This window comes from Desulfobacter hydrogenophilus (genome assembly GCF_004319545.1).
GTDB lineage: Bacteria > Desulfobacterota > Desulfobacteria > Desulfobacterales > Desulfobacteraceae > Desulfobacter > Desulfobacter hydrogenophilus.
The window spans coordinates 1,423,333-1,437,636 of the sequence record NZ_CP036313.1 but is presented as its reverse complement, the minus strand read 5'-3'; the positions used below and the strand labels follow the sequence as shown (position 1 = coordinate 1,437,636).

At 48.9% G+C, this 14,304-nt stretch carries 10 protein-coding genes; 3 read left to right on the top strand and 7 right to left on the bottom strand.

Translation table 11 applies throughout. The features are described 5' to 3' along the window. Nucleotides 1-279 precede the first annotated feature (279 nt). Nucleotides 280-1,800 carry a sigma-54 interaction domain-containing protein gene (locus tag EYB58_RS06230; protein WP_111954014.1) on the top strand — a complete coding sequence of 507 codons (1,521 nt, stop codon included), beginning with the start codon at nt 280-282 and terminating at the stop codon, nt 1,798-1,800. A 13-nt stretch (nt 1,801-1,813) separates the two neighbouring features. Then, nucleotides 1,814-2,005 (top strand): YgaP family membrane protein, encoded by a 192-nt coding sequence (locus EYB58_RS06225; protein ID WP_111954012.1) that lies wholly within the window; start codon nt 1,814-1,816, stop codon nt 2,003-2,005. A gap of 144 nt (nt 2,006-2,149) precedes the next feature. On the opposite strand, the gene EYB58_RS06220 is transcribed toward EYB58_RS06225, so the two are convergent. Both EYB58_RS06220 and EYB58_RS06215 read right to left on the bottom strand, forming a co-directional pair. Then, entirely contained in the window at nt 2,150-3,400 is a 1,251-nt protein-coding gene (locus tag EYB58_RS06220; RefSeq protein ID WP_111954010.1) for a type I glyceraldehyde-3-phosphate dehydrogenase, read from the bottom strand. A gap of 17 nt (nt 3,401-3,417) precedes the next feature. After that, entirely contained in the window at nt 3,418-7,650 is a 4,233-nt protein-coding gene (locus EYB58_RS06215; RefSeq protein WP_111954008.1) for a PEP/pyruvate-binding domain-containing protein, read from the bottom strand. 303 nt (nt 7,651-7,953) lie between these two features. Here EYB58_RS06215 and EYB58_RS06210 point away from each other — a divergent pair, with 303 nt between their 5' ends. Then, a complete protein-coding gene (locus tag EYB58_RS06210) occupies nt 7,954-8,505 on the top strand; it encodes a hypothetical protein (RefSeq protein ID WP_111954006.1) in 552 nt (183 codons plus the stop codon). 91 nt (nt 8,506-8,596) lie between these two features. Here the strand turns inward: EYB58_RS06210 and EYB58_RS06205 are convergent, their stop codons facing one another. The 5 genes from EYB58_RS06205 to EYB58_RS06185 are packed head-to-tail and all read right to left on the bottom strand — an operon-like array spanning nt 8,597 to nt 14,278. After that, entirely contained in the window at nt 8,597-9,817 is a 1,221-nt protein-coding gene (locus EYB58_RS06205; RefSeq protein WP_111954004.1) for an MFS transporter, read from the bottom strand. Further along, a complete protein-coding gene (locus EYB58_RS06200) occupies nt 9,817-9,984 on the bottom strand; it encodes a virulence RhuM family protein (protein ID WP_207309135.1) in 168 nt (55 codons plus the stop codon). Before EYB58_RS06200 ends, EYB58_RS06205 begins: the two co-directional genes overlap by 1 nt. A gap of 28 nt (nt 9,985-10,012) precedes the next feature. Beyond that, a complete protein-coding gene (locus EYB58_RS06195) occupies nt 10,013-11,713 on the bottom strand; it encodes a restriction endonuclease subunit S (RefSeq protein WP_207309134.1) in 1,701 nt (566 codons plus the stop codon). After that, complete coding sequence (locus EYB58_RS06190; protein WP_111954000.1) at nt 11,703-12,815, bottom strand: PDDEXK nuclease domain-containing protein; 1,113 nt, start codon at nt 12,813-12,815, stop codon at nt 11,703-11,705. Before EYB58_RS06190 ends, EYB58_RS06195 begins: the two co-directional genes overlap by 11 nt. Then, nucleotides 12,812-14,278: a type I restriction-modification system subunit M gene (locus tag EYB58_RS06185; RefSeq protein ID WP_111953998.1), complete on the bottom strand. Its 1,467-nt coding sequence runs from the start codon at nt 14,276-14,278 to the stop codon at nt 12,812-12,814. Before EYB58_RS06185 ends, EYB58_RS06190 begins: the two co-directional genes overlap by 4 nt. Nucleotides 14,279-14,304 lie beyond the last annotated feature (26 nt).

The window sequence follows — 14,304 nt, the reverse complement described above, 5'->3', positions numbered from 1 at the left end:
CAACCTTTAATGCGCCTTATAGATGAACCAAGATTCGGTGTTATTTCTGCCCAGCTTATTTAATCTGCGGTCCTGATTTTCAATTTTTCAGGAACGATTATGATTCAAACCAAATTAAAAAATTCAAAATTGTATTTTTTAATTTGATTTTTGCGTTATAAAACGGTATTTCCATTAGGCAATTTTAGTTACTGCAGGACCAACAGCTTTGCTGCAACTAAATGATTAAAATGGTAAGATGAAAATAAAAGCAAAAATATTGATGCGGAAACCCCTCTTATGAAGTCCATTGAAGAAACTTCTCTGTTATACGAAATCAGTCAATCATTAAACCAGCACATGGACATGAAAAAATCCCTGTTCAAGGTTTTAAGTGTTCTGTCTGAATCACTTAATCTTGTAAGAGGAATTATTTTTTTAACAAATACTGAAACCGGAGAAATCCGCATTGAAATAGCCCACGGCATTTCCGAAGATAAAACCAAACAGATCAAATACCTGCCCGGGGAAGGCATCATCGGTCAAGTGATCCAGACCGGTAAGCCTGCCGTGGTGCCAAGAATCAGTGAAGAACCTTTGTTCCTGGACAAAACCCATTCCAGGAATCTGGCCCAGGGGCAAGAGTATTCATTTATCTGCGTACCCATAAAAAAAGAGAGCCGTGTGGTGGGTGCCATCAGTGCAGACCGCCCCTATGAAGGTAAACGCTCCCTGGAAAATGGTGAAAAGCTACTCACCGTGGTGGCAACCATGGTTGCCCATCACGTCATCAACATTGAAACCATCCGGGTGGAAAAAGAGCAGCTGAAAACCGAGAACCTGCGGCTGAAATCAGAGCTGGAGAACAAGTACAGTTTTTCCAATATCATTGGTAATTCCAACAAAATGCGTGAAGTTCTCCAGATGATCTCCCAGGTATCATCCTCTTCTGCCACTGTATTGATTCGCGGTGAAAGCGGCACGGGCAAGGAACTGGTGGCCAATTCCATCCATTACAACTCAGAACGCAACCACAACCCCTTTATCAAGATCAACTGCGCGGCCATTCCCGAAAATCTCATTGAAAGCGAGTTGTTCGGCCATGAAAAAGGCGCATTTACCGGAGCCTCCTCCACAAAAAAAGGTAAATTTGAGATCGCCAATACGGGCACCATTTTTTTGGACGAGATCGGTAACATGGACCTCGGGGCCCAGGTAAAGCTTTTACGGGTGCTTCAGGAAAAAGAATTTGAGCGGGTGGGTGGGTACAAGCCAATCAAGGCGGATGTCAGGATCGTGGCCGCCACCAATTCCAATCTGGAGGAGATGGTCCAGCAGGGTAAATTCAGGGATGATCTCTATTTCCGGCTTAATGTATTTCCCATTTATATCCCCAGCCTTCGCATGCGCAAAACAGATATTATTCTTCTGGCTGATCATTTTTTGGAAAAATACAAAAAAGAACATAGCAAGGAGATTAAACGCATCACCACACCGGCCATTGACATGATGATGGAATACCATTGGCCGGGGAATGTCCGGGAGCTTGAAAATTGCCTTGAACGGGCCGTCATTCTGTGCAATGAAGGCGCCATTCACTCCTACCACCTGCCGGCAACCCTTCAGACCGGCACCAAGTCCAAAACCCTTCCCTTGTCCCTTGAGGATGCCGTGGCAAGTCTTGAAAAGGAAATCCTCATGGATGCCCTGAAAAATACCGGGGGCAATATTAACAGGGCTGCCAAACTGATCAATATCACAGTAAGAAAATTTTCATATAAGGCTGCCCGGTACAATATCAACTATAAAGATTATCGATAAAGGAGATATGATCATGAAAATGGAAGATTATATCCGCGCCATTGCCGGCAGTGTTATTCTTATCACCCTGTTTTTGGGATGGCTGGTTTCGCCCTATTGGTATCTTTTTACCGCCTTTGTGGGGATAAATCTTGTCCAGTCCGTATTTACCGGATTTTGCCCCATGGAAAATATTTTGGAAAAGGTGTTCAAGGTGCCCCGCTGAAACGCAGATAATCTGCGAAAGCAGGGCATCCACGATGTCCCCTTAATTTTTTATATATGAAAGTAGCAATAAGTTGCTAAGTTCCTTTCATGTTTTGTTGTGGGTTGAGTCTGGGTGTTGATAGACCAGGTCAGCCCATGGCTGTTATTCCATGGATTCGGCAACGGTGACGGTTCTGTCTCCCAGCATATTTACATAAGACGCCATTTCATTGTCGTACCATCCATAAATGACGGCCTGGGTCACCTGGATGGCGCAGACACGATCCTTGAAATTTTCCAGCACTTCCTTTTCAATGCCCTGCATGTGCTCCAGGTTAATGGAAATACAAGCCGTGCGGGTATGGGTTTCATGGCCCTCGATGACCGCCGCCGCCCTGGGGGTTCCAATGATATCCGAGGAGACATTCTGTTCCTCTGTGAAGATTAGATAACCGTCGGACTGTTTTTGGGCCGTGTCTTTATATATCTGGTTGATCCGTTCCCTTTTGATCGGCGGCTTGTTCAGTTCTTCCTGCAGGTTTATGACCAGAACGATCAAAGATCCCGTGGCTGTGGGGATACGCACGGACTCGGCAATGAAACCGATATTGGCCATTTCCGGGATAACCTGTTGCAACGCCTTGGCCGCACCTGTGGTCGTTAAAATGATGTTATTCATGATGGACCGGTTTTTTCTCAAATCGGTTTTTCCGGTTTTGGGCAGCCGGTCCAGCACCTCTTGTGAGCCTGTGGCTGCATGAATCGTGGCCATGGATGCGGACAGCAAACGCTTCAGGCCAAAGGCATCCAGCAACGGCTTGATCATATGGGAAAGACAGGTGGTGGTGCAGGATGCATTGGAAATCAAACAGTGACGGACAGGATCATAGTCCTTGTCGTTAATCCCCATGACCGTGGTGACGGCATCATCGGGAACCGTGGCGCCTTGTTTCAGTTTAAAAGGTGCCGAGGCAATGACTTTCCTGGCACCTGCCTCCAGGTGTCCCCGGATGGATCCCTTTGGTGCATCTGATTCGAGATTGGGATCAAGAAACTGGCCCGTGGTATCTACCACCAGTTCCACATTATGATCCGCCCATGCGATATCTTTTGGGTTGCGGTCTGTGGAAAGGATTTTTATTTTCACCCCATTCACCATAAGGGTGCCGGCATCGGGATCAACATCCGTGATGACAGGTTCTCCCCTGAAGCCGTGTATAAATGCCTCCAGGCGGCCGTATGTGGAATCCCGTTCAATATAATGAATGAGATCATTCATACCGGTACCGACTTCTCTGCCCACATTGATGACGATTTCATCAAAAAATTTTCTGCCGGCATGGTGCCATAACGTCAGCTTTCCAATTCTTCCAAGTCCGTTAATGCCCAGGATCTTTGATGTATTTGTGTTCATATTTCCTTTGCCCTTTATTAGATTGAGGTTAAATGGTTGCTGATTTTCATCTGTCCCTGGTAGACAATGCCTTTGTGGCCGTCCAGGCTGATAAAATCCCCTGTATTCATCTTCACACCATTGAGCTCACAAAAGCCTGTCTCTTCGTTACAGATCAGATTTTTACACCCCACCACACAGGTTTTGTCAAGATTGTATGCCACCACGGCGGCATGGGAAGTCAGTCCCCCTCTGGCAGTTAAAATGCCGTCTGCCGCATCAATTTCCAGGATATCATCGGGTACGGTGTCATTGCGAATTAAAATCAGGCTGCTATCCGGATCCAGCCGCCTGAAGCCGTCAATCTCTTTTAAGGAGAAAACGATTCTGCCGCTCATGGCGCCTCCGGACACGCCGATTCCCTGGCCTAATCGGATTTTTTCAAGCCTTTCCGGCGCAGCATCAAACCGTTTGACTTTTTTTCTATCCCGTAGAGACAGATCCCTGGCCTGGAGGATAAATACATCTTCAGCCTTTTGTCCCTGAAAGGCAAATTCCATTTCCTGGGGATTCCACCCTTCCTCGTAAATCAACTGCAGGACAATGTTTTTCAATTTTTTATAAACGAGAGGGAATCGCTCTTCTAAACTGATTTTTACGCCCCTGCCTTCCATCTCCCTCTGAAGTTCGGATATGGGCAGGGTTTTCACTAAACCGGATACCACATCTTCCCCCTGGTTGCCAATGGTAAAATCCCCCCACAGCCGGATGGCGTCTCCGGGCAGTTTAGGACTGTGGGTGAACACCACCCCGGACCCGGATTCCCTGGACCGGTTTCCGAATACCATGGACTGAACGGTTGCGGCCGTCCCCCAGTCATTGGAAATCCCCATGATGTTGCGGTAACTTTTGGCTCGTTTGGAGTTCCAGGATGCAAACACCTTTTGAATGGACAAAAATAACTGGTCCATGGGAGCTTCCACTATTTTTATGCCCTGGTCCAGCAAAAGCTGTTTGTACGCCAGGGCCACGTCGCGCATCTGGTCCCCTGTAAAGTAGCGTTTGAACTTAATGGCAGCCTTTTCCTTATGGCGCTTGATGATGTCATCAAACCGGTCTCTATGGATGCCGTAAACCATGCCATAGGCCTGGATAAATCTGCGGTATGAATCCCATGCGAACCAGGGGTTTCCCGATTTTTCCGATAGACTTTCGGCAATTTGTTCATTAATACCGACGTTTAAAAATGAATCCAGCATCCCCGGCTGTGAAATGGACGAGCCCGAGCGGACAGACAGCAGCAACGGATTTGCCGGGTCCCCGAATTTTTTACCCTCCGCCTTTTCAAGCTGGGCAAGCATATGGGTCACCAACTGCTGGAAATTGTTCGATGCCGGAATGTAGTTTTCAATGAGATCCAGACATTTGAAGACCTCGGTTGTGATGATGAATCCGTTGGGCACCTTAATCCCCAGACGTTTAAGTGCTATGAGATTCAATCCCTTGTTGCCCAGGTAGATGATATTGTTGCTGAACAGCTCCCCGGCATCAATGGAACAGATCGCTGCCTTTGGGTCGTAGTTGAGAAGGGCGGACAGTTCATCCTGGGTCAGCCGTTCAGACTGGCGGAACAGGGTGTTTAAAATCCGGTTTAAAAAAACATCCAGCTGCTGGAGTCCAAGGGATGTGGCGATCCGGTCCCGGAAAAAAATATCAGCCACCCGCTGGTCCAGTTTTTTTGCCATTTTGACTGCGGCCGGTGTGTTGGGCATATTGGCCGCTGAATCAAAGCCTTCCGGCAGGTATTTTTCGAGTATATTTTCCCGGCCGATGCGGTTGTCCAGGTTGATCAGGTTCAGGGAGTGCAGATTGTTGAAATGGTCGTTTACCGCATCGGCAACCGCCCTGGTAAATCCCTTGAAAATGTCCAGGTACTGGGTAAAGGAGCAGGTGGTGATATTGATTGCATATTTTAAAAATTCCAGCTGGGTATCCAGTTTGTTGGATACAATGCCGTCCAGGGCCAGGGCCTGCCGGAAAAGCGTAAGAACGGAAAAGATCTTCACAAAGGTGGGTTTGGTGATCAACCGCAGGTCAATGCTGTTGATCAGATCCTCAAACAGTACATTGATAACGTTTTCAAGTCTTAATGTCATGCCCAGGGCATCAAATTTGGCCTCACTGTATGACCCGTACATGGACGGGATGTCAACGGCAATATGACGCTTGTGGTAAATGGATTCGTTTACGGCAAATTTTTCTTTGGATAAAATAATATTTTTCAACTCCGCCATATAGGATAGAATTGCGCCGATCCGGCTTTCCATATCGGTTTCACCAAGGGCATGGAGGATATTTTTGGGGTCGGGCAGTCCCTGGGACATATGGGTGTTGATATAGTTTGCAAGATCCAGGTTCTCAATGCCGTATTTTTCATTGAGCAGGGTGTGGAACCGGATCATCAGTTTAACCCGTTCCCTGTCCAGATCTGTTGCGTTTTCCGTCTTGTCAATGATAGCTTCAATGTGGGCTTTTGGCGCGGCAAGAAAATCAGCCGGTGTTTTCAGCTTGTTATGGGCCAGGGTGCGGAAAACGGCATGGGGGCCGTCAATGTATTTTCCGCTGGTTGGGATCTCATCATAGATGGACGGGGGCAGGTAGGGTTTAAGCGGTTTTTTATTCAGGGTTCTCCAGAACATCATCACTTCCCGAATAAAGTCCACGATTCTCGATGAGCTTTCCACATGGCTTTGTTTGCGTAAGAAATGGACCAGCCGGTCCCTGCGGAAAACCAATTCATCCAGACGGGTGGAAATATCCCGAAGCTCACCTTCTGCACCGATCTCATTGAAAAAGGTGGGCAGCAGCCGGGCCAGTTGTTTGACGAGATTATACACCGGAGCAATATCTGCGTTGAGGAATGTGGTAATGTCCCGGGGAAACAGGTCCGTGTCCCGGAGAAAAACGCCGCCCACGGCCAGTGCGCTGATCAATGCGGACAACAGGCGTTTGGATTTTTTGGGGTGCCTGGCCACCAGGGTTAGAAATACCCGGATATTTTTTACATGGGCCACATTGCATTTGATCTGCCAGTCTTCTCCGGTTCCTGAGATATCCGGAAACTGAAACCCATGATCCACGGACCGGTCAATGAAATGATTGATCAGCTCGATTTCGTCGGTATTGTATACGGCATCACCGATTTTATGGATGCATTCCAGCACGGTTTCCGGATACCGCCCTTTGTGCTCTTTGAGCAGGGCAAAGGTCTGGTCAACAATGACCATGTCCTTTTTATAATCTCCTCGTTCTCCGATCAGGGTGATCAGGGTGCGGTGAATATCGCCCAAGGCTTCTCTGTGTATAATGGAAAGCCCAGGTGCATGAATAATATAAAATAGAAACGTCAGCTTAACATATTTTCCATAGGTCTTTTCCGGGGCAAAAGAAAAAATTTGCCGGGGGATGTCCCGGAACCGTTTGATATGGTCCCTGTGTCCGGTCAGTTCCATGAGAGCCGATAAGGCGTTCATGTCATCGGACGGCATGGCTTTTATCTGCGCCAGGGCTTGTTGCTGTTTTTGAATCTGCTCCCGGGATACCGGGGCTAAAAGCGTGAGTATATCCGGCCCGCCGCGCCATTCATCTATATTGTTTTTCATCCAGACCACAGGATCGTCCTGACTGAGCCAGAATTCAAAAGAGACGTCAAAAAAACGAATTAAAAATTTATTTAATGCAGATCGTAAATTGGGCTCGTCCGGGAGCACCTCTGTTTTAATCATCAGATTGACCAGGACATCGGGCTGGTAATAGGAGCAGACAAAAAAGAAGAAGTCAGCGTCCTTTAGGGCTAAGATACGTTCAATTTCATGGGTCACTGTGCCATTGAATACATTCAGTCCTTGTGTTCCGGCTTTGGCAATATAATGCAGAATCTGCATGAGATTGTCCGCAGCATTGGATTTGATTTCAGGATCAGATACGGATTCAAATGCCGAGTTAAAAATATCACAGAGCAGATCAAGGACCTTTCGTCCATCGGGCTCGCTGAGGTACAAATGAAAATGGTGAAGGGAGAAATGCCGGGACTCATTGACAATGAAGGCCCAGTTCCGGTACGGATGGGATAATTCTTTTAAAAAAGTTTCCAGGCGATTGACAATACCTACATATCCTTTAAAAAAGTCAAGAAGCAGAAGATACCGCTCATCAATGGTGACATCTGTCCGGGTATCTGAAAGGTTGACTTCAAGGGCTTTTGATTTCACAGAAAGACCTCTTTATTATTTATAAATGGTGGAAAAAGGTTTTTTAAATTAATGCACCTTAGTCTATCATGGCCGCACGGGTTTGTAACCTAAGTTTTAAACTGGCCTTAGGTTAATTCCCATTTTTGGCTGTCATCAGATTAATATTTTTTTAATCTCTGCCTTGACATAGGTTCCAGCTTGCTTATATTGACCGATTTTTATAAGATAAAAAATTGATCTATCGAAACAGTATTCAATTGAAGATTAAAATATAATCCGGTTTTTTAATTTGGTGAACATTTAATGTGAGGAGTAACAACCATGAATAATGATCCGTCTCAATTTACACTCTACAGTGGCGGGCACAGGGGCGCTGAAGCCGAATTTGGAAAACTTGCAGAACAATACGGCGTCAAGGAAGTGAATTTTTCCTTTGAAGGAAATGTGCTTGACAGGGATAAAGGCATGCGGCTGCTGAACCAGGAGGAGCTTGAAAAGGGGAATATCTCAATGGATATTGTCTCGACCCGTCTGGGTAGATCCTTTTCCAAAGGCAATAGAATCAGAAAGGTTATCCAGTCCATTTTTCATATGGTTAATAATGGATATCAGATTTTTACTGTGGGATGGATCCTGCCGGACAAGACTGTTAAGGGCGGCACCGGCTGGGGTGTGGAGTTGGGTAAACTGTTCAACCGGCCAATATTTGTCTATGAGCAGGACAGGGAAGCCTGGTTTTCCTGGGTGGAGAATGACTGGCAGATGGTTACCCCTGTGATTCACCATAAAACCTTTTCAGGAACCGGCACCCGGAATCTCACGGAGGATGCTGCGGAAGCCATGAAGGATCTGTTTGAACGCAGCTTCTCATAGCTTGTGTTTGACCTGTGATGAAAGGGTGCAGCTGAAAAATGTTTGCCCTTGATTTACCGGATTGATTCTTTACGACACATGATTGGTCAGGTTAAGGAACATGGGGTGACAGTGGCTCTGATCGGTGCGGTACAGATTGAAGACCCAGGCAGAGAATAAAAGCGATGCCCACAAGAATCAGGATTAGCGCCACCACCCCCGGCCAGGCCCACCCGTGATAAATAGTGCCGCCGATGGTGCCGGAGATGCTTGACCCCAGATAATAAAAAAACAGATACAACGATGAGGCCTGGGCATGGGAATGTGCGGCAAGCCGTCCTACCCAGGCCGATGCCACGGAATGGGCCCCGAAAAACCCAATGGTAAACAGTACAATCCCCACGATCACCAGCCACAAGGACGATCCAATCGTCAGTAGAAGGCCGAGTGTCATAATACCCAGTGCCGAGGATAGAATGCGCCGCCGCCCGTAGGTATTTACCAGGTTGCCCATCACCGTGGAGCTGACCGATCCAAAGGCATAGGCCAAAAAAATCAAACCCACCTGGGTATGGCTCAGGCCGAAATCACGACCCAGCAGCCGAAAGGTCACGTAGTTGTACAGGGTGACAAAGCCCCCCATGCAGCAAAAGGCGATCAGATACAATCGACGCAGGCCCGGATTTTTAAGATGGTCCGCCATGGAGGCCAACAGGGCCCTGGGCTGAAAGGCCTTGCCCGAGAAGTTTTGCGAAGCAGGCAGACAGGCCCAGACCAGTAGACCGCAGACAAAACAGAGTAATGCCATGGTCACCAGCGCCCACCGCCAGCCCATAAGATCCGTAAACCAGGCGGTCAGAATCCGGCCCGACATCCCGCCCATGCCGTTACCCGCAATATAAAGCCCCATGGCCGAACCCAGGGCCTTGGGCTCGGTCTCTTCGTTTAGATATGCCATGGCCACCGCAGGTACACCGGCCAGGATGATGCCCTGCCCGAGACGCAACAAAAGCATGCCGGAAAAAGCGTGATGAACCGCAGAACCAAAGGCCAGAACCGGCGCCAATATTGAGGCAAAAATGATCAATGGCCGTCGGCCCACTGCATCGGACAGGGAGCCTGAAAACGGCAGGGTAAAGGCCAGGGAAAAAGTGGCAACGGAGAGCGAAAGACTGGCCATGGCCGGTGTGATACCGTATTCCTGGACCAGATTGGGAAACAACGGCTGAAAGTCATACAAGGTGGCAAAGGTAACAAATCCGGCCAGAAAAAGCGCTATATTGGCCAGGTAGTATCGGCGGCTGCCTTTGTGAATGAATCTTGTATCGTCCATTAACTATTTTTGTTCATTCTTTGGGTTAGCCAAATGTTTTCATCTGCGTAAACCGCTTCAACGCAGCTTTCACCACTGACTGCGACAAAAGTCAGATATTCGGCTGCCGAGGAGTGGATTATGGACGTTTCATTCGGCCCGGGCGTTTTCTTGTTTTTACGTTCCATATTTATGCCTCACAACTTCATTCTTTACCTATACCTGGGCCATCACAGCGTTTAGGAGTTCAGTTTGCTTGCCGCTGGCGGCGTCAATTTGCTGTTCCAGAGAGTCGCACAGGGCCATCAACTGGTCGATGCGGGCAACGATGCGATCTTGTTCTGGGAGGGAGGGGAGTGGAAATAGTTGCTCGGTAAAATAAGGCGTCGGTACACGCTTTTGACCTGCGGAGCCGGTCATGTTTGGCGCAACTTTCGAGATATAATGCGGATTTTTCAGGTAATACAGAAGGAATCTTGGCACAACCGAGTTGAGTGTGTTTCTAAAGATGTGAAGCTCTGTCGTTCCCGCACCAATTCCATTGGGCAAGCCTGAAAAAACGCAAGATTTAGCATTCTCAAAGCATGGGGTGATCTTGGCCATGCCCACATCGCCATCAGCAAAATGGGTATAGCCTTTCTTGATCTCGCTCCACGGACGTTCCTTGAATTGGTGTTTTTCTGAATAGCCACCAGGGACCATTGGCATAGGTACAAAGCCAGCCTTTATTAAATCATCGGCATCGTTACGAGGGTTGATAATTCCGATATTACCCAACCTCACCCACGCCCACCCCTGCGGTACTTCGTAAGGCTCTTCCTCCGGTGCGATGGGCGGCAGTGGCTTGGGCTTTTTGATTTTCTTTTCTTTGATCAATCGCTGTTTTTCGGCCTGGATCTCTTTCAGAAGTTCGCCGGCGGGCGGGTCATTGGGATCCTGGGGGACGAGGCGGCCCATGACAGCGAGCTGGAGGATGGCCTTGCGCAGTTCAGCGACGTTTTCCTTGACGGTGTAGAGTTCGCTGAAGTGCTGCCCGATAAAGTGCCAGGCCGAGCCGTCCGAAGCGTCGAGCAACCCTCTGATGGCAGCGGCGTGGACAGCCAGCCGCTTCTCCTCCCGTTCCTTGTGTAGCTTTTCCAACGCATCACAGCTGGCCATCAACTGGTCGATGCGGGCGACAATTCGGTGTTGTTCGGGGAGTGGGGGGAGTGGAAATAGCTGTTCGGTGAAATAGGGTGTTGGTATACGCTTTTGACCTGCTGAGCCAGTCATGTTTGACGCAGCGCTCGAGATAAAATGCGGATTTTTCAGGTGATACAGCAGGAATCTTGGCACAACTGAGTTAAATGTGTTCCTAAAAATGTGAAGCTCTGTCGTTCCCGCACCAACTCCATTGGGTAAGCCTGAAAAAACGCAAGATTTAGCATTCTCAAAGCATGGCGTTATTTTGGCCATGCCCACATCGCCATCAGCAAAATGGGTATAGCCTTTTTTGATTTCCCTCCATAGACGTTCCTCGAATTGGTGTTTTTCTGAATAGCCATTAGAAACCAGAGGCATAGGTACAAAACCAGCCTTTGTTGAATCATTTACATCATTGCGGGGGTTGATAATTCCGATATTACCCAACCTCACCCACTCCCACCCCTGTGGTACTTTGTAAGGCACTTCCTCCAGCTTGATGAGCGGTAGGAGCTTGGGCTTTTTAATTTTCTTTTCTTTGATCAATCGCTGCTTTTCGGCTTCTATTTCTTTCAGAAGTTCACTGGCAGGCGGGTCATTGGGGTCCTGTTCCACCAGCCTGCCCTGCATGGCAAGGGTCAGGATCAACTCCCGCAATTTGGCAACACCGTCAGGGGCGGCAAAGGCGGTATCGAAGTGCTCTTCAAGCAGGGTGGCTGTTTCTTTATTCATCATCGCCCTCCGGGTTACCCAATGCCGCTTCCAGTTCCTCAATGGAGGGCAGGCTCGGTTTCAAATCGTCCGGCAGTGCGCGGGTGAGCTGATATTGTGAAATACCCATGGGTTTATGGATATCACTCAAGGCATATTCCACCACCACCTTGTCCCGGGATTTGCAGAGCAGAATACCGATGCTTGGCTCGTCGCGCTCTCCGCTCAACTGTTCATCCACCGCTTTCAAATAAAAATTGAGCTTGCCTGCATACTCCGGTTCAAACTCGCCGGTTTTCAGCTCGATCACCACATAACAATGCAGCCTGGTGTGGTAAAACAGCAGGTCCAGAAAGAACTCCCGCTCGCCCACCTGCACGCCTTTCTGGCGTCCCACATATGCAAACCCGGCACCAAGCTCCAGCAGGAATTTGGTGATATGGTCGGTCAACGCCTTTTCTAGTTCCCGTTCGTTATAGTCTTCAGTCAGCGTCAAAAAGTCGAAATTGTAAGGATCTTTAATTAATTCCTGGGCCAGATCCGACTGGGGAGCGGGGAGCGTCTTTGCAAAATTGGTCACGGCTTTGCCCTCGCGCTGATACAGCCCGCTCTCAATCTGGTGCGTCAATACATTGCGGCTCCAATTATGCGCCATTGTCTTGTTTACGTAATAGAGCGCTTCCGTGATCTCTTTGCACTTGGAGATGATGATCAGATTATGGCTCCAGGGAATTTGCACCAATTGGGCAACAGCTTGTTGCCTTTTCTCTGTGCTGTCGATTGGGGCCACAGCCTGCTTCTCAATTGGGCAACAGCCTGTTGCCCAATTGGCAAGCCCTTCTGAATAAAAGAGATACCAGCTTCTTATGTATTTTATATTCCTGTATGAAAACCCCTTTATATCGGGGAATTCCGCCATCAAATCCTGGCTCAGCTGTTTCAGAAATCCGCTGCCCCAGCGGGCCTTTTTCTGGCGCGTCACAATATCCGCACCCAGCTCCCAGTAAAAGGTCAGCAAAGCGGTATTCACCTGTACCGCCGCCTTTACCTGCGCCTGCCGGACCCGTTGTTTGATCTCTTTGAGCCAGTCGCGGTATTCTGCCTTTGTTAAATTGGTCTTGCTCATGCTTTCCCCTTAAGGCAGGTCATCAATTCAGTTTTCAATGCAGCCTGTGCCGCGTTGAGCCTTTCCACGATCTCCTGATATTCGACCATCAGCTCCTGGGGGTCGCGATGGTTGACTTCTTCTTGGTATGGATTTTTGCAGTCAAGGTTATAGTTGCGCGCTGTCAGCGCCTTGGCCGGAATTTTCCAGGCATGTTCGGTGGTTTTACGGCCACGGCGGGCGGCACTGCCCCACCAGCCTTTTTCAAGATCAAATTCAGCAATGGTTAACGGTTTGGACCGGGAGTAGGATTTGTAGCCTTTCGGATAGGGGTGCTCAAAGAACCAGACCGCCTTGGTCGGACCACCTTTTTCAAAGAAAAGGATGTTGGTGGCGATACTGGTGTAGGGACTGAACACACCTTTGGGCAGGCGCACGATGGTGTGCAGATTGAACTGTTCAAGCAGTTCACGTTTGAGTGTGGTCTTTACCCCTTCGCCAAAAAGAAAGCCGTCCGGCAGCACCACGGCAGCCCTGCCGGTGTCGTACTTGAGCAGATGCATGATCAGCGCCATGAAAAGATCGGCTGTTTCCCGGGTCTGGTATTTTTTCAGAAAATTGGACTCAATGCCGTCCTCTTCCACGCCGCCGAATGGCGGATTGGTGATGACCATGTCCACCCGGTCTTTGGGTGTGTAGCTTTGCAGTTGCCTTGCCAGGGTGTTGTCGTGGCGGATGCTGGTGGGCACATCAATGCCGTGCAGTATCATGTTGGTCATGGCCAGCATGTACGGCAGGGGTTTTTTTTCAACGCCCCGGATAGATCCCTGCAATAGATTATGGTCGTCGGCGGTTTTGACCTGCCTGTCCAGATGCTTGATGGCGCAGGTGAGAAACCCGCCGGTGCCGCAGGCCGGGTCCAGGATGGTTTGACCGAGTTGGGGATCAAGGATATCAACCATGAACTGGGTGACGGCCCGGGGGGTGTAGTACTCACCGGCATTCCCGGCAGATTGCAGGTCGGCCAGAATTTTTTCATAGATATCGTTGAACAGATGGCGGTCGCCGGACCTGTTCAGATCCAGGTTCTCTTCGATGGTGTTGATCACCTGACGCAGGAGGGTGCCGGACTTCATGTAGTTGTAGGCGTCCTCAAATACCGAACCCACCACTTTGCCACGGTCGGTGACCCCGGCTTTGGTTGCCAGATTTTTTAGTGCCGGAAAAAGATCATTGTTCACAAAATCAACCAGCTCCTCACCGGTCATTCCTTCCGGGTTTTTGGCCCAGTTGGTCCAGCGGAAACGGCTGGGCAGCGGCGATGTGTAGTTGGGCACCGTGAGCTGCCACTCCTGCTCCTTATCATCAAAAATTTTTAAGAAAATCAGCCAGACCATCTGGCTGATGCGCTGGGCGTCTCCATCGACACCAACGTCCTTGCGCATGATGTCCTGGATGGATTTGACCAGGGTTGTCAGTGACATATGTAGGGGCTCTCCAGTTTTTTTTG

Excerpts from the sequence above, each read along its gene's own strand:
- EYB58_RS06195 (WP_207309134.1), bottom strand. The coding sequence starts at position 11,713 with ATGATGAATAAAGAAACAGCCACCCTGCTTGAAGAGCACTTCGATACC.
- EYB58_RS06185 (WP_111953998.1), bottom strand. The coding sequence starts at position 14,278 with ATGTCACTGACAACCCTGGTCAAATCCATCCAGGACATCATGCGCAAG.
- EYB58_RS06190 (WP_111954000.1), bottom strand. The coding sequence starts at position 12,815 with ATGAGCAAGACCAATTTAACAAAGGCAGAATACCGCGACTGGCTCAAA.
- EYB58_RS06220 (WP_111954010.1), bottom strand. The coding sequence starts at position 3,400 with ATGAACACAAATACATCAAAGATCCTGGGCATTAACGGACTTGGAAGA.
- EYB58_RS06225 (WP_111954012.1), top strand. The coding sequence starts at position 1,814 with ATGAAAATGGAAGATTATATCCGCGCCATTGCCGGCAGTGTTATTCTT.
- EYB58_RS06200 (WP_207309135.1), bottom strand. The coding sequence starts at position 9,984 with ATGGAACGTAAAAACAAGAAAACGCCCGGGCCGAATGAAACGTCCATA.
- EYB58_RS06205 (WP_111954004.1), bottom strand. The coding sequence starts at position 9,817 with ATGGACGATACAAGATTCATTCACAAAGGCAGCCGCCGATACTACCTG.
- EYB58_RS06210 (WP_111954006.1), top strand. The coding sequence starts at position 7,954 with ATGAATAATGATCCGTCTCAATTTACACTCTACAGTGGCGGGCACAGG.
- EYB58_RS06230 (WP_111954014.1), top strand. The coding sequence starts at position 280 with ATGAAGTCCATTGAAGAAACTTCTCTGTTATACGAAATCAGTCAATCA.